Source organism: Haloarcula sp. CBA1131, from assembly GCF_008728975.1.
GTDB classification, from domain to species: Archaea; Halobacteriota; Halobacteria; order Halobacteriales; family Haloarculaceae; genus Haloarcula; species Haloarcula hispanica.
On record NZ_RPCY01000002.1, the window covers coordinates 48,128 to 63,309 of the forward strand.

Consider the following 15,182-nt stretch of genomic DNA (forward strand, 5'->3'; position numbering starts at 1 on the left):
CAGAACAGTGTGTTTCATCGGGCAAGTCAAGGCGGGGTCACCAAGCGTGAACGATTCAGCCCGGGTCATCAGTCGGTCGACGAACTCGTCGTGGATGTCTTCGTGGACGATGGCCCGCGACAATGCGTCACAGGTCTCACCGGTGCTGTAGTAGACGCCTGCCGTGGCCGCGTCGACTGCCGTTTCCACGTCCGCATCGGGAAAGACAACGAGCGGCGACTTCCCGCCCAGTTCGAGAGTAACGGGAGCGATGCGGGCGGCAGTGGTCTGTATATGTAGTCGAACCAGTCCCAGTTACCGACCCAGCCCTGCCAGTCGCTCCGGCAGACTCCGCAGGAATTGACCTGAGCGACGACGCCATCCGGGTCCGGCTCCGGGCGGTCGACGTCTTTCAACGTCGGCCACCCGTCTATCCGTCTATAGTACTGTATTCGTAGTACTGACTTCGAACTTCGATTTCGTTTTTCGTATATCGAAGTATCTCTAACAGATTTGCCATATACCTAGAGGTGAATCTATCTCTGGGCCCAGTGATACCGAGGGAGACCATGACCTCCTGTTCGTCGTTGAATATCGGCACGGCGACACCGCGAACGCCCCTGAGATGCTCCTCGTCGTCTATCGCGTAGCCCTGGTCACGGACTCGCTTGAGGGCCGCTTCGAGATCGGACCGGGATGACAGCGTGTTATCAGTCCCTTTCGGAAGTCCATGGTCGGCAACGATTTCGTTTCGTTTTTCGACCGGAAGATGCGCCAGAATAACTTTGCCCAGCGATGTCCAGTGCATCTCGGTGTGATTCCCGATAGGGATTTCGTCGCCCGCAGCCTTTCCGCCTGAACTCCTGTAGAGGATGACCCGCTGGCCGTTCTCTTCGATGCCGGCACCAGCAATCTCACCGGTCTCTCTGCTGAGTTCCTCAACTTTATTGCGAAGCAGTCGACCGATGTCTAGTCTCTGCCGAACGCTGCCCCCCAGCTCCAGAAAGCGGAAAGACCGGCGATACTGCCCGGATTCCTTGACGACGTAGTCACGCTGGACGAGTGTGTTGAGGTGAATAAACACAGTGCTTGTGGGTATATCCAGATGAGACGCGAGATCGGAAAGACCGACCGGTTCACGTTTTTCGAGCGCGGCGAGAATATCCAGCGTTGTCTCAACCGCACTGATCGTTTTGTTGTTTTGCGAGGCCATGGATGCGCTTTTTTTTTTGCAGAGTGAAATAGATTCCGCCGAGAGCCAAAATGTTTCCAATCACGTTGGAAAGTGGTACTATCCACCGATGTTGTCTATTCTAACATGAGTACGGATGTTATTTTCCTCGGCCTTGTCACTCGCGAAGGGTGACAACATACCACACGAGCATGTGGGACGTAAGATCCAGTCCCTAATTCAGCAGTTACAGTTACTCTAACGTCGCTTTGTGACATTCGTCTGTTCCACACGAGCGCAACAAGTGGCTTTCAATCTGGTTGAAAGGAATTGGAACCGCTCTGAGATCCCATTTTCCGCGAAGTAGTAGTTCTCTGCTCCGTCTTCTGTATCACGGAATGAGGTCGTACGTACGGGTGTGACGTTTGGGCCTCGGTTCAGAACCGCCGGCTACGCAGTCATACCGGGCGTTGCTCCGCAAGGCGCTGCCGGTTTCGATGTGATCGGTCTGCCTGACTGTGCCGGTACTACCAACATTTATTAATGATGATTGCGATGCTTCTTCTACTCGGTATGAGCGAAGTTACACTATCAAACGTCAGCAAGGTATACGACGACAACGTCCTTGCGGTTGAGGACCTATCTCTGGCCGTCGAGGATGGAGAGTTTGTCGTCGTTGTCGGACCATCCGGGTGTGGCAAGTCGACCACACTTCGGATGATCGCCGGCCTCGAAACAGTCACCGACGGTGAGATTGCTATCGGCGGGGACGTAGTCAACGACGTTCGTCCACAGGACCGGAACATTGCGATGGTGTTCCAGAGTTACGCGCTGTACCCGCACATGACCGTACGCGATAACATGTCCTTCGGGCTTCGGCTGTCAGGCGAGTACGACGATCAGATCGAGCAACGCGTGGCCGAGGCCGCCGAGCTACTGGAGATTTCGGATCTCATGGACGACCTACCGAAGCAACTCTCGGGTGGCCAGCAACAGCGCGTCGCGCTTGGGCGGGCTATCGTCCGCGACCCAGAGGTGTTTCTGATGGACGAGCCGCTGTCGAATCTCGATGCGAAGCTTCGGACCCAGATGCGTACGGAGATCCAGCGGATTCAGGAAGAGCTTGACGTGACGACAATTTACGTCACACACGATCAGACGGAAGCGATGACGATGGCCGACCGGATCGTGATTCTCAATCAGGGTGAACTCCAGCAGGTCGCACCGCCGGAACGCTGTTACGACGAGCCCAACAACAAATTTGTCGCGGGATTCATCGGGTCGCCGTCGATGAACTTCTTCGAGGTGAGCGTGACAAATAGCGGTGGACGTACGACGGTCCACTCAGCAGGTGTGGAGTTTACGCTCAACGTCGATATTCCGGATGGAGAGTACACGCTAGGCGTCCGTCCGGAGGATTTCGTCGCCGAGGACGCCGGGTCGTACATCGATACGGTCGTGGACGTCGTAGAACCCATGGGTTCGGACAATTTCCTCTATCTGGAGACAGCAGACGGGTCGAAAGAAGTCGTGGCCCGAGTCGATAGCGAGTACCGCCCGGAACGGGGCGACGAAATCGCGTTAGGATTTCATACGGAGGATATGCATCTGTTCGGTCCCGACGGCGAGCGAGTGGAACTGAACCAGCTACAGCGGACAGAATCAGCGTAATATGTTGTACGATACTATCGGTCGGAAAGAGAGCGAGTGGGCTGGAATGACGGCGAGTCAGATCCGAGGTGTCGGCGAACAGCCGGGCTCTGTTCTCGTTATTCCCGTCGGAAGCGTCGAACAGCACGGGAACCACCTCCCGGTCGTCACCGACACACTCCTGGTCGAGGCGATGGTCGACACTGCTGTCGAGCGTCTGGACGACGTGCCTGTCGTCGTGACGCCGCCGATCTGGAGCGGGTTCTCGCCACACCATCTGTCGTTCGGTGGGACCCTGTCGCTCGAATTCGCACACTTACGAGCAACGCTTGAGGATATCGCACACGCTGGCATCCAGAACGGATTCGACGCGGTGCTGTTCGTCAATGGCCACGGCGGGAACAGTTCGCTCATCGACGCCGTCGTGAGTACAGTGGGCGTCGACACCGATGCGGAAGTACTCGGAACGACGTACTTCCACCTGGCGTCGGATCGAATCGAGGAACTCCGAACGACGGAGACGGGGGGATGGCCCACGGCGGCGAGTTCGAGACGTCCCTCATGCTTGCGCTCCGACCGGACCTCGTGGGCGACCCGGAGGTCCGCGACGGGGAACCGATGGACGAACACTACAGATGGGGTGGACAGGACCTGCTCGACGGGGGCAACGTCGCCGTTTATCGTTCCTTCGACGAGTATTCCACGTCCGGTGCCATCGGAACGCCGAAGCAGGCGACTGCCGAGACAGGCGAACGAATCCGCTCGGTCATCGGCGACGAACTCGCGGCCCTCATGACCGCGATTCACGAGAGCAATTCCTGACCAATGAGCCACAGAACACAAAGAATTATGTACATGGAAGTAGGTGACATTAATGATGCAGCCCGATAACAACGACAGGTCTGTCGAGGACAGTATCGACCGCCGACAGCTTCTCCAAGCACTCGGCGCAGGCGGTGCCATCGCCATCGCCGGGTGTAGCGGCGACGGTGGGAGCGGTAGTGACGGTGGTGACGGCGACAGTGGGAGCGGCGGTGACGGGGGCGACGGCAGTACGCAGAGCGTGCAGTTCCTCACGATGGGCGTTGGAGACAACATCAAGCAGTTCTTCGAGGAGAACAACGCGGCCTTCGAGGACGAACACGACGTCGACGTAGAGTTCACCAGCGTGACGTGGGACAACGCACGCCAGACCGTGAACAACCGTGTCGACGGCGGCGAGGCGCCCGACGTCAGTCGGTGGCCGGCACGCTGGATCCCACAGCTCGTAGGCAAGGACGCGCTCGAACCGCTCGACGACATGATGGACGGGGAGTTCGGTGAGCAGTTCTACGACGGCGTGGCCGAAGGAACGATGTACAACGGCTCTCACTACGGCGTGCCGTGGGCCGCCTCGAACAAGTGCCTGTACTACAACAAAGACGTCTTCGAGACGGCTGGGCTCGACCCCGAAGACCCGTCGCTCGATTCGTGGCAGGATATGCTGGATGCCGCAACGCAGATCCGTGACAGTGATGCGAGCGTACCAGCGCTGGGACTTGCAGGGGCCGACGCAATCGAGACCGGGTCGCAGTACTACCACTACCACTGGTCACACGGCGCGGACCTCGTCGACGACGAGGGACTGCCGGTCGTGAACTCCAGCGGCGCTGTCGAGGCCCTCTCGTTGTACACCGACCTCCACCTCGAACACAACGTCACACAGTCGTCACCGCTCTCCTCGACTCGGCAGGACATCCGACAGCTGTTCGAGAACGGTGACCTCGGGATGGTTATCGGGCACGTCTACACGGGACTCAACATCACCACCGCAAAAGAAAACGGCGAGGTCGACTTCGACTACGGCATCGTACAGGTGCCGCGTGGCCCTGAGGGCCGGTACAGCCTGTTCACTATCGACACGCTCGCCGTCCTGAGTCAGAGCGAGCACAAGGACCTCGCCCGGGACCTGATCCGGTTCTACTTCGACGAGGAGCGGCGGTTCCAGTACTCGAAGCAGAAAGGGTTCCTCCCCGTCGTCGAAGCCGTCGGTGAGCGCTCGTACTTCTCGGATTCGGAGAACTGGGGGCCGTTCGTCGAGGCGGGACAGTACGCTCGTGCCCGGCCGAAGCTCAGCAACTTCAGCGAATTCAACGACCGGATGGTCCAGGCCATTCAGGAGGCACTGGCGGACCGGAAGTCACCGCAGAAAGCGCTCAACGATGCCCAGAGTGATCTCGAAGATGCCATGGAGTGACAGACAGGGATGAGTCTGGCAGAGGAATACACCGAGACGTCCGACGACTCACGTCTCGAACGAGGATTGGCGTACGTCCAGCGCAACAGCCGGGCGTACCTTCTCATCGCCCCCGCAGCGGTGTTCCTGCTGGCCGTCGTCGGGTACCCGATTATCGAGACGTTTCGGCTGTCACTGTACCAGTCACCCGCCGACTCGAACATCGAGACGTTCGTCGGGCTCCAGCACTACGTCGAGATATTCAACAGCGACATCTTCTACCGCCTGCTCTGGCAGACCGGTCGCTGGGTCGTCGTTGGCGTCGCGGGCAAGACACTGCTTGGACTGCTGATAGCCGTTCACCTCAAGGGAGACATCCGCGGTCGGAAGTTCTTCCGCACGGCGTTTCTCATTCCGTGGGGGATTCCATACGCTATCTCCGCTGTAGTGTTCCGATGGATAGAGCACCCGCAGTTCGGCTATCTCAACGCGATCCTGCTGAAACTCGGCATCATCGAGCAGGGAATCGGTATCCTCGGAAACCCGAGTATCGCGTGGCTCGGCGTCGTCGTAGCCGATATCTGGATCGGAACACCGTTCATGGCGATTATCTTCCTCGCGGGCCTGCAGTCGATACCCCAGGAACTGTACGAAGCAGCCGCCATCGACGGTGCCGAGAAGTGGCATCAGTTCCGGTACATCACGCTCCCACAGCTGAAGAGCGTCGTCCTGATTGCCACGCTACTGTCGACGATATGGACGTTCGTCAGTTTCGACGTCATCTGGACGATGACCGGCGGCGGCCCGATCAGTTCGACGGCGACGCTCGTCATCCACATCTATCAGGTGGGGCTCCAGAACGGGAACCTCGGACGCGGAGCCGCCTACAGTGTCATCGGGTTCCTGTTCCTGTTTGTCTTCGCTATCATCTACCTGCGCATCTACACGCGAGGGGGTGACGAGCTATGACGATGGCAGGCCACGACCGGAGCAATCTCCGCAAAGTCCGGCTCTACGGCGTGCTGATCGGACTGCTCGGGCTCATGATGTTGCCGTTCTACGCGATGTTCTCGAGCACGCTCAAGCCGGAATCAGAGATATTCGCTGCGCCAGCGACGCTGGTCCCCAGCGACCCCAGCATACAGGCGTATCTGCAGGTCTGGACACAGACCGACGTGTTGCTCTGGGTCGGGAACAGCTTCATCATCTCAGTTGGGACGGTCGTGTTGACGCTCCTGTTAGCGATACCGGCCGCGTACTCGTGTGCTCGGAACGACTTCGTGGGGAAACGGACCTTCCTCCTCTCCGTGCTGGTCGTCCAGATGTTCGCACCGGTCGTGTTGATCGTCGGCCTCTTCGACGTTATCACCCAGATGGGGCTGTTCAACACCTATCTCGCTGTGATCGTCCCGGCGGCGGCGTTCACGCTCCCGTTCAACGTCTGGATGCTGTACGGGTATTTCAAGACGATACCCGTCGCGCTCGAAGAATCTGCGCGTATCGACGGGGCGAGCCAACTGCAAATCCTCACGAAGATTGTACTCCCGCTCACGAAGCCAGCGCTGGTCGCCAGTGTCACCTACACCTTCCTCTACGCCTGGAACCGGCTGCTGTTCGTGCTCACCTTCCTCACTGACAGTGCGAAGTACAACATCCCGCGCGGGGTCTTCTCGATGGTCGGCGCGCTGCAGACCGACTGGCGGATGATGCTCACTGTGTCTGTTATCGGCATTATCCCACTCTTGATTTTGTTCGCCTTCTTGGAGGAGTATATCGTCGCAGGGATGACGGCTGGCGCGGTCAAAGAGTAGCTGCCTCTACTTTTATTATCGCCGCGATAGTTGGTCGCGTATGGAATTCGCGATGTGGGCGTACCCGTGGGACCTTCTGGACGAAGGGCCAGCGGAGGTGGAACGGCGACTGCGTGACATCGGCATCGACGAGCTGAACCTCGCGACGAACTATCACACTGTGCAGGCGTTCACGCCGCACAGTCCGGAGCGACGGACGCTGTTTGCCCGCGCGAGTTCGTATTTCGAGCCTGGTCCGGAGTACGGCGACCTCGAACCAGTTCCGTACGAGAAGATGGACAGCGACTGGGTCGCCGACATCGCCGCCGACCTGTCGGAGCTTTCACTCAATTCTTGGACAGTCGGCTGTCACAACTCCCGGCTCGGGATGGCCAACCCCGAATACACGCTGGAATCGGCACACGGTGACGACCTGATCTTCGGCCTGTGTCCCTCCCAGCCCGCGGTCCAGACGTATCTCTCGGCGCTGGTTTCGGATCTGGCGTCCCGCGATGAGTTCGCTCGGATCGAACTGGAAACGTTCGATTACTTCTACGGAACGGGCTTTGGATGGCATCATCAGAAGATCCACGCGCAGTTGGGCACACTCGGCGAATTCTTGCTTGGGCTGTGCTTCTGCCCGCACTGTCGCGAGAATGCGAAGGCCGCGGGCGTCGATACTGAACGGGTACGCGCGACTGTCGCCGGCGCGCTGGACGATATCGTCGCCGGGGACGTGGCACACGATCGTTCGCCGGAAGGCTGGCTCGCGGAGCACGAGACCGTCGCCGCATACGTCGATGTCCGCGAACGGACGCTGTCGTCACTGTACGCCAGACTGGCTGACGCCGCTGGAACGACGCCGCTTGGCTACTACGTCGGCGCACCGGAGCCCGGCCGCGAGTGGGTCGTCGGGGCCGACCTGCAGGCACTCTCGAACCATGTCGATTACTACTGCCTTCCGGCTTACGAGTCGACGAGCGAAGCGGTCATAGAGGCATACGACGCCGTCGAGACAGTTGTCGATGACGTGCCACTCCACGTCGGGCTCCTGCCGGGCCATCCAGCCATCCACGACGAGGCGACCGTTGTCGATATCGTACAGACCCTCAACTCGAAGGGAGTGCCGCGGCTCTCGTTCTATAATTACGGACTGCTTCCGGAGCAGTCACTGGAGTGGGTCGGAACCGCCGTCGACGCGGTGCGCGGATAGGGGCAAGCGGTACTTTGATATCGGTTCCCGAACGACAGGGATGCATGGAGATAACCGGCGTGTCAGCGGTCACTGTAGATGTACCGTTGGCCGACTTGGATGAACATCTCGGTATCGGGCCGTACGTGACAAATCACGGGAAACTACACTCGATGGAACGCGTGCTCGTCCGTGTCGACACAGATGAGGGGATTAGCGGTTGGGGAGAGATGCGCGTCTTCCTGTCACCGGCGGCCACTGAATCCATTATCGAAGACGGCGTTGGCCCGATGATCGAGGGCCAGTCGCCGTTCGAAATCGAGCGGCTCCGACGACAGGTGTTCGTCGAGTACACGAACGTAGATATGTTCTTTGCGGCGGTCGAAACAGCCTGCTGGGACATCGTCGGCAAAGCCCTCGACAGACCGGTATACGAACTTCTCGGCGGGTGGACGGCACCGACACAGGGCACTCAGCAACACCGGCAAACCGTCGATGGCAACAGTACTGCACCGACAGCTGTCCCCGTTGCGTTCTGTCTTGGTATCCTCTCGCCCGAGGAGTCCCGTATCAAGGCCCGAGAAGCGCTCGAAGCCGGCTTCACTGTCCTCAAAACGAAGGCGGGTCGGGACTGGCGACAGGACGTCGAGCGAATCAAAGCGATGCACGATGAAGTCGACGGCCAGCTAGAGTTCCGGCTCGACCCGAACCAGGGCTGGACGCTCGACCAAGCAGTTCGGGTCGGCGCGATGCTCGAAGACGCTGGAATCTACCTGCAGTACATGGAGCAGCCGATTCGAGTCGACTCACACAGGTCGCTTGCCCGACTCCGGCAACGACTCCGCCAGCCTATCGCGCCGAATGAGGATACGTACATCTCGCATAATCTGCAATCGCTCGTCGAAGCCGGCGCGATGGACGTCGGCGTTATCGACCTGACTCCGGCCGGCGGCATCAGTGGTATTCGACAGCAGGCCGCCATCCTCGAAGACGCCGGTGTTCCCTTTACGCACCACTGTGCGTTCGATCTGGGGATTCGAACCGCGGCGATCCTCCACGCGTTCACCGGCATCCCGGGCTTTTCGTTGCCCCCGGATTCGACGTACTACGGCTGGGAGGCAGACGTCATCGAGGCTCCGTTCGAAATCAGCGACGGCTGCCTCCCCGCCCCGGAGGGACCCGGTCTGGGCATCAGTATCGACGTGGACACCGTCGAGGAGTATCGAATCACATGAGCGGCGGAGAGCAACTTTCAAGAGGGCAGCTTACGTGGGTGTCGGTGTCATGGTAGAGTTATCATTAGCGGACCGGCCAGCCATTGTGACTGGAGCGTCGCGAGGTATCGGGCGCGAGATCGCGGCCCGGTTCGCCGAAGCGGGTGGCGACGTCGTCGTCTGCTCGCGCACTTACGAGGACGTCAAAGCGGTTGCGACGGAGTTGACCGACACACACGATGGCCGCGTTGTTCCGGTCGAATGTGACGTCACAGACCGGGCGGCGGTACAGGACCTCGTCGACACGACCATCGAGGAGTTCGGGGACATTCGGGTGCTCGTGAACAACGCTGGCGGCGCAGACGAGTCCGCCAATCTGTTGCACCGGTGTGACGAGGAGACCTTCGAATCGATGGTCGACCTGAACCTGAAAAGCCAGTTCCTCCTGAGCAAAGAGGTACTGCCAGCGATGGTCGCCGCTGGCGGTGGGTCGATAATCCATATGGGCTCAGTCAACGGCCTGTTCGGTATCGGGCTCTCCGGCTACTCCGAGGCGAAAAGTGGACTGCTGGCCCTCTCCCGGAACATTGCCGCCCACTACGGTCAGCACGGAATCCGCTCGAACGTTATTTCGGCGGCGACCATCGAAACAGCGAACAGGCGGGCAGAGATGGAAAACACGGAGGAACGGACCGGTGAGACGAGCGCACGGGAGCGCTGGCTCGACCAGTACCCACTCGGTCGGTTCGGCACACCGCGGGAAGTCGCAGATACGACCCTGTTCCTTGCCTCCGACCTGTCGAGTTTCGTTACCGGTGAGAATCTGGTGCTCGACGGCGGATTGACGACGAGCCTGCCGACATCGTTCATCAACGAAGTCTACGACGCAGACGACCAGCCGACAACCAATTGACTCACGACCCATGGAAGAACTAACAACTGACGACGCCCCCGATAGTATCGGCCCGTACTCACAAGGAATCGCTAGCGGTGACCGCATTTACGTTTCCGGTCAGGGACCGGTCGACCCGGATACCGGCGAGGTAATCCAGGGCACGCCCGCCGAACAGACTCGGCGCACACTCCGGAACGTAGCGGCTGTTCTGGATGCCGGTGACGCTTCACTCGACGATGTGGTGAAAGCGACGGTTTTCGTGAAGGATATGCGGTACTACGACGAGGTGAACGAAGTGTACGGTGAGCTCATGTCACCCCCCTATCCCGCTCGCAGCGCTGTGGAGGTAGTTAAACTACCAGTGGACATCGACGTCGAGATAGAAGTTATCGCGGAACGGTAGTATGTCGCATCTAGTAGTGTTCGACCTCGATGGGACACTCACTCGACAGCGGGGTGGGTTCGAGCTGTTGCACACACTCTACGGAACGACACCCGCGGCCGATACACTGATGGAGCGGTTCGAGGCCGGTCAGATTACGTTCGCGGAGTGGTGTCGAGGCGCGGTCGACGTGTGGCGTGCGAACGATATCACCAGAGCAGATATCACCCGTGCGACCCGGGCCGTCAAGCCGAAAGCGGGTGCCGTCGACCTCCTCGAGCACCTCCAGCATACGGATATCCGATTCGGCATTCTCAGCGCCGGCGTTGCAAACCTCGCGACGCAGTTCGAGCAGTACGAGCCAGCGTTCGTTCGCGGAAACTGGCTTCGGTTCGAAGATGGCCGGATTTCGGGTATCGATGTCGGTGTCGGGCCCGACCAGAAAGGAGAACTACTGAGAGAGATCCGAATCAAGCAGAACCCTTCGTCAATCACCTATATCGGCGATTCACACACTGATACGGAGGCGTTCGTCGAGGCAGATACCGCGGTGTTGTTCGACCCGGACGAACGCATTCCCGAGACAGCAATCGACGAAGCGGATACAATCGTAGAGAGTGCGGACATACGAGAGGTTCAAAACCTCATCCCGAGAATTTAGCCTCGTAATCTCCAAATGAGGGTGTATATTTCCAAATGAGTGCTTTGTTCCAGTGTATTTACAATATATGCTTGCAAAACTATCTTTTCCTTGTTCAGATAGTAGAGAGTATATCCAGACACCCGTCCTCAAAGAGACGTAGCGTTCGGTGTGAGAGTTGGCCCACTGTCGAAGTAACGTACTGACTCCGGCCGGTATTATCCAGGCAGATCCGATGTAGCCGTCAGCTCTGCGTCAAGTGTTCGCTGGCGCAGTGGCAACATCTAGCAATTTGCAACGGGCTTCGACGGCCCTTTTACCGTCGGGAGGTGACCGACAACTGAATGAGTCGCTATCGAACGACCGGTTGCTTTCTCCTCCTGGCTGCAATCTGGGGTACTGCCTTCATGGCGACAGACGTCGGCCTCGCCGACCTGCCGCCGGTACCGTTCGCCGCCGCCCGCTTCGACATCGCCTCCGTCCTCCTGTTCGCCGCGTTAGCCGTTACAGGGTCGCTAGAACGACCGCAAACGCGCGATGACTACGTGTACGTCGTCGTCGGCGGTGCGCTTATGATCGGAGTCCACCACGTATTCTTGTTCACCGGGCAGCAGTACGTCACCGGGGCTGTCGCCGCCGTCCTGCTCGGTCTCGTCCCCGTCGTGACGCCCGCGCTGACGAAGCTCGCGTCCAGCGATGACACGTTCACCGCGAATACCGGTGTCGGCGTAGTACTCGGGTTCGTCGGCGTCATCGTCATCGCTGACCCCGACCCGGCGAATCTCCTCAGCAGCACTATCGGGATCGCGCTCGTGTTCGCGTCGGCGCTGGCGTTTGCTATCCCGGCCGTCGTCACGCACGACACCAGTCCGTCGATGTCGTTTCTGGCCACACAGGCGTGGTTGATGGCTATCGGGGCCGTTGTCCTCCATGTCACCGTGCTCGCGCTCCCCGGACAGTCGTTTGCAGACGCATCGTGGACGCTGTCCGCGTTTGCGGCGCTACTGTATTTGGCCGTCGTCGCCGGTATCGGCGGTTTCCTGCTGTACTTCCGGCTACTTGACCAGCTGGGTCCTATCGAGATGAGCTTCATCGAGTACGTGATTCCGCTGTTCGCCGCGCTCGCCGGCTGGCTCGTGCTTGACCAGCAGGTCACACTCGCGACCGTTGGTGGGTTCGCATGCATCCTCATGGGATTCATCGCAGCGAAGTGGGCAACGTTGCGAGCGGAACTGCGTCGGGTCGTCGAACCGAAAACCAGCCCCCCGGCGGACTGAATGGAGTCAGGGGTCGCAGGCCGTCACTGCTTGAACAGAGTCCGAAGACAGTCATTGAGTGGACCACCCTGATGGGTTCGAGAAAATAAACAGCGAAGCTGGAAACGGCAATAATGACCGTCAGGCAGGAGTGACAGCGGCCTCGGGTTTCTGAAAACAAGCGGACTACAGCCGCTATTTTGTTATCTTTTCAGTGGATCGGCGACAGGACTTGTTATGTACCGACAAATCCGTCTGCAAACGGGATCTTGTAAGCGAAGCCCGCATCATAGCCGCGTGCACATACTGGCGGGGCTGACGGGTTTTTATAAGACTACCCGTTGCTGTATACTATGCTACAACCCATTCACACGCTATGGAGCCGGTATCGATCTATCCCACTCATCTGGCGTATCTTCGTCGCCTTCATACTGGGTGCAGGTGCCGGTATCGCGTTCGGGGAGCAGATGGCCGTGGTCAGACCAGTGGGCGACCTCTTCCTTCGGCTGCTCAATATGCTGGTCATCCCGATCATCGTCTTCACACTGCTGACCGGGATTCGACAGCTCTCCCCCGCGAAGCTTGGGAGGATCGGCGGTGCGACAGTCGGGCTCTACACCCTGACGACGACCCTCGCAGGCATCATTGGCCTTGCGGTTGCGAACGTGCTTCAGCCGGGCCGTGGCCTCGAATTCGGCGGCGGTGAAGCGCAATCGAAAGCACCGCCGTCGTTGCTGGATGTCGTTCTCGGAATCGTGCCGAACAATCCGGTCGCGGCGCTCGCGGAGGGGAATCTGCTGGCGACGGTTTTCTTCGTCATCGTATTCGGAATCGCGCTGACGTACGTCCGCTCCCAGCAAGACGCGCTCGCGGATAGCGTTGATTCGGTGTTCGAAGCGTTTGAGGTTGGTGCTGAAGCGATGTTTGTCATCGTTCGGGGAGTCCTCGAATTCGGTGTGCTCGGCGTGTTCGCGCTGATGGCGTCCGGAATCGGCACTGAAGGGATCGGCCTGTTCTCCTCACTGGGCGAACTCGTGTTGGCAGTCACTATCGCAATCGTCATTCACATCGGCTTCACCTATCTCGTTCTCTTGATGGGCGTGGTTGCCGACGTGTCGCCGATTGCGTTCCTCAGCGGGGCGAAAGACGCGATGGTGACCGCGTTCGCGACTCGGTCCTCGAGCGGAACGCTCCCTGTCACGATGCGCAATGCGGACGAAGACCTGCAGATCGCCGAGCGGGTGTATTCGTTCACCCTCCCAGTCGGTGCGACGGCGAACATGGACGGGGCCGCCATCCGGCAGGCAGTCACCGTGATGTTCGCCGCGAACGTCGTCGGACAGCCACTGGTGCTCACTGAACAGGTCTTCGTCTTGATAGTGGCCGTCCTCATCAGCATCGGAACCGCCGGCGTTCCGGGAGCGGGCATCGTCATGCTCACCGTGATTCTCACACAGGTCGGCCTCCCACTGGAGGTCGTCGGGTTCGTCGCTGGCGTCGACCCGATCCTCGGGCGGATTGCAACGATGAACAACGTCACCGGCGACCTCGCGGTTTCGACCGTCGTCGGGAAGTGGAACGACGGACTCGACCTAAATGAGGGCGTCTGGTCACGAAATCTGAGCGGCGTCGCCGAGTTCGTTCCCGGTGACGACTAGAGGACCACGGCGGTAGAGATTGAAACAGAAACTAATGCTGGTACAGTTGTTATCTTAACCTATAAGAGCCGAAATACTTCTGGCGGCTGAACTGACAACAGCAGTGTGAGCGATTTCCGGGCCGGTGACACCAGTCAGGCCCGTTTGTCCGACGAGTAGTGTAGTTTTGCGGTTTCAGAAACCGTGCGGTACCGTCGCAGTGTTATTTGGTTCGTTTCCGTTCCTGTGTCGGGTGGTCAGTGACGTACACTTTCGTCTCGTCCGGAACGTCGTCGGTGACCCAGGAGTTCGCCCCGATGCTGACGTGGTCGCCGACGGTGATAGCGCCCAGAACTTTCGTGCCCGCGCCGATGACGACATGGTCGCCGATGTCGGGGTGTCGTTTGTACCCCTTTTTCAGTCTGTGTTCGTCGCTCTCGTCGGCCTCGAAGTGGAGCGCGCCGAGCGTTACGTCCTGATAGAGGCGTACCCACTCGCCGACGGTCGTGGTTTCACCGATGACGACACCGGTTCCGTGGTCGATGAAGAAGTAGTCGCCGATTTCAGCGCCGGGGTGGATGTCGATACCGGTCTCAGTCTTGGCGTATTCGGTGAGTTCGCGAGCGTACTCGGATGCCCCGGCCTCGTAGAGTGTGTGTGCGACCCGCTGTACGAGTATCGCCATGAAGCCCGGATAGGACCGGATTATCTCCATGTACGTCTTCGCCGCCGGATCGCCTTTGAACGCGGCCTCGACGTCTTTTTTGAGTCGCGCGCGAACCGCTGGGAGCTGATCGATGACGGCGTCGACTGTCTCGGCGGGGTCAGATCCGGCGTACGGTCTGATACCGGCAAAGAAGAGGCCACCAAGGGTGTCGAGACGGTCCAGCACGGCGAGTTCGTCCCGGACCAGTTCAGCGGCGTTCCAGCAGGTCGGGAAGAACAGTCGCTTGAGGATGTCGACTTCCGGCCGTCGGTGTTCCCGCCGCGGAAACTCCATCTGTGTCTGTGTGGGAAACGGCTCTTCGTCGGCCTGGTATGCCTCGAACAGTTTCTCGTGTGTGTCGCCCGTGTAACAGTAGTCCATATCGGATGGTTGGGCTGAACCATCTTAGTTTTGAAACAATAGTTGTCTTTTCCGCTATATGTTGTGATCTCGCT

General features: G+C 59.3%; 13 protein-coding genes and 2 pseudogenes. 12 read left to right on the forward strand and 3 right to left on the reverse strand.

Translation table 11 applies throughout. The features are described 5' to 3' along the window. Positions 1-33: 33 nt before the first annotated feature. A pseudogene (locus Har1131_RS15605) lies at positions 34-273 on the reverse strand (aldehyde dehydrogenase family protein); the annotation flags it as partial. A 136-nt stretch (positions 274-409) separates the two neighbouring features. Continuing rightward, on the reverse strand, positions 410-1,192 hold the full coding sequence (locus tag Har1131_RS15610; RefSeq protein WP_014031198.1) for an IclR family transcriptional regulator: 783 nt from the start codon (positions 1,190-1,192) through the stop codon (positions 410-412). A gap of 531 nt (positions 1,193-1,723) precedes the next feature. Between Har1131_RS15610 and Har1131_RS15615 the strand changes: the two genes are divergently transcribed. The 12 genes and pseudogenes from Har1131_RS15615 to Har1131_RS15670 all read left to right on the forward strand — a co-directional run bounded on the left by Har1131_RS15615 (position 1,724) and on the right by Har1131_RS15670 (position 14,042). Beyond that, the gene (locus Har1131_RS15615; RefSeq protein WP_151147370.1) at positions 1,724-2,821 is read left to right on the forward strand and encodes an ABC transporter ATP-binding protein; all 1,098 of its coding nucleotides are present in this window, start codon (positions 1,724-1,726) and stop codon (positions 2,819-2,821) included. A 1-nt stretch (position 2,822) separates the two neighbouring features. Continuing rightward, a pseudogene (locus tag Har1131_RS15620) lies at positions 2,823-3,622 on the forward strand (creatininase family protein). Between the two features lie 55 nt (positions 3,623-3,677). Next, on the forward strand, positions 3,678-5,036 hold the full coding sequence (locus tag Har1131_RS15625) for a sugar ABC transporter substrate-binding protein (RefSeq protein ID WP_064289118.1): 1,359 nt from the start codon (positions 3,678-3,680) through the stop codon (positions 5,034-5,036). Positions 5,037-5,045: 9 nt separating this feature from the next. Next, positions 5,046-5,984: a carbohydrate ABC transporter permease gene (locus tag Har1131_RS15630; RefSeq protein WP_050006943.1), complete on the forward strand. Its 939-nt coding sequence runs from the start codon at positions 5,046-5,048 to the stop codon at positions 5,982-5,984. Beyond that, positions 5,981-6,826, forward strand: coding sequence for a carbohydrate ABC transporter permease (locus Har1131_RS15635; protein WP_008312256.1), 846 nt, complete (start codon positions 5,981-5,983; stop codon positions 6,824-6,826). The genes Har1131_RS15630 and Har1131_RS15635 overlap by 4 nt, the downstream gene beginning before the upstream one ends. A 40-nt stretch (positions 6,827-6,866) precedes the next feature. After that, on the forward strand, positions 6,867-8,018 hold the full coding sequence (locus Har1131_RS15640) for a hypothetical protein (protein WP_151147373.1): 1,152 nt from the start codon (positions 6,867-6,869) through the stop codon (positions 8,016-8,018). Positions 8,019-8,062: 44 nt separating this feature from the next. Further along, positions 8,063-9,232: a mandelate racemase/muconate lactonizing enzyme family protein gene (locus Har1131_RS15645; protein WP_146417898.1), complete on the forward strand. Its 1,170-nt coding sequence runs from the start codon at positions 8,063-8,065 to the stop codon at positions 9,230-9,232. 49 nt (positions 9,233-9,281) lie between these two features. Further along, entirely contained in the window at positions 9,282-10,124 is an 843-nt protein-coding gene (locus Har1131_RS15650; RefSeq protein WP_146417897.1) for an SDR family NAD(P)-dependent oxidoreductase, read from the forward strand. A gap of 10 nt (positions 10,125-10,134) precedes the next feature. Next, positions 10,135-10,509 carry a Rid family detoxifying hydrolase gene (locus Har1131_RS15655; RefSeq protein ID WP_014031207.1) on the forward strand — a complete coding sequence of 125 codons (375 nt, stop codon included), beginning with the start codon at positions 10,135-10,137 and terminating at the stop codon, positions 10,507-10,509. Position 10,510: 1 nt separating this feature from the next. Then, on the forward strand, positions 10,511-11,149 hold the full coding sequence (locus tag Har1131_RS15660) for an HAD family phosphatase (RefSeq protein ID WP_064288993.1): 639 nt from the start codon (positions 10,511-10,513) through the stop codon (positions 11,147-11,149). A gap of 323 nt (positions 11,150-11,472) precedes the next feature. Beyond that, positions 11,473-12,405, forward strand: a complete 933-nt coding sequence (locus Har1131_RS15665; protein WP_014031209.1) for a DMT family transporter — start codon at positions 11,473-11,475, stop codon at positions 12,403-12,405. A gap of 332 nt (positions 12,406-12,737) precedes the next feature. Further along, the gene (locus Har1131_RS15670; RefSeq protein ID WP_151147379.1) at positions 12,738-14,042 is read left to right on the forward strand and encodes a dicarboxylate/amino acid:cation symporter; all 1,305 of its coding nucleotides are present in this window, start codon (positions 12,738-12,740) and stop codon (positions 14,040-14,042) included. A gap of 202 nt (positions 14,043-14,244) precedes the next feature. On the opposite strand, the gene epsC is transcribed toward Har1131_RS15670, so the two are convergent. Beyond that, entirely contained in the window at positions 14,245-15,108 is an 864-nt protein-coding gene (gene epsC, locus Har1131_RS15675) for a serine O-acetyltransferase EpsC (protein ID WP_050038445.1), read from the reverse strand. Between the last annotated feature and the right edge of the window lie 74 nt (positions 15,109-15,182).

What these genes read in the sequence shown, in the direction of transcription:
- Har1131_RS15610 (WP_014031198.1), bottom strand. Translation starts at nt 1,192, where the DNA reads ATGGCCTCGCAAAACAACAAAACGATCAGTGCGGTTGAGACAACGCTG.
- Har1131_RS15615 (WP_151147370.1), top strand. Translation starts at nt 1,724, where the DNA reads ATGAGCGAAGTTACACTATCAAACGTCAGCAAGGTATACGACGACAAC.
- Har1131_RS15625 (WP_064289118.1), top strand. Translation starts at nt 3,678, where the DNA reads ATGCAGCCCGATAACAACGACAGGTCTGTCGAGGACAGTATCGACCGC.
- Har1131_RS15630 (WP_050006943.1), top strand. Translation starts at nt 5,046, where the DNA reads ATGAGTCTGGCAGAGGAATACACCGAGACGTCCGACGACTCACGTCTC.
- Har1131_RS15635 (WP_008312256.1), top strand. Translation starts at nt 5,981, where the DNA reads ATGACGATGGCAGGCCACGACCGGAGCAATCTCCGCAAAGTCCGGCTC.
- Har1131_RS15640 (WP_151147373.1), top strand. Translation starts at nt 6,867, where the DNA reads ATGGAATTCGCGATGTGGGCGTACCCGTGGGACCTTCTGGACGAAGGG.
- Har1131_RS15645 (WP_146417898.1), top strand. Translation starts at nt 8,063, where the DNA reads ATGGAGATAACCGGCGTGTCAGCGGTCACTGTAGATGTACCGTTGGCC.
- Har1131_RS15650 (WP_146417897.1), top strand. Translation starts at nt 9,282, where the DNA reads ATGGTAGAGTTATCATTAGCGGACCGGCCAGCCATTGTGACTGGAGCG.
- Har1131_RS15655 (WP_014031207.1), top strand. Translation starts at nt 10,135, where the DNA reads ATGGAAGAACTAACAACTGACGACGCCCCCGATAGTATCGGCCCGTAC.
- Har1131_RS15660 (WP_064288993.1), top strand. Translation starts at nt 10,511, where the DNA reads ATGTCGCATCTAGTAGTGTTCGACCTCGATGGGACACTCACTCGACAG.
- Har1131_RS15665 (WP_014031209.1), top strand. Translation starts at nt 11,473, where the DNA reads ATGAGTCGCTATCGAACGACCGGTTGCTTTCTCCTCCTGGCTGCAATC.
- Har1131_RS15670 (WP_151147379.1), top strand. Translation starts at nt 12,738, where the DNA reads ATGCTACAACCCATTCACACGCTATGGAGCCGGTATCGATCTATCCCA.
- epsC (WP_050038445.1), bottom strand. Translation starts at nt 15,108, where the DNA reads ATGGACTACTGTTACACGGGCGACACACACGAGAAACTGTTCGAGGCA.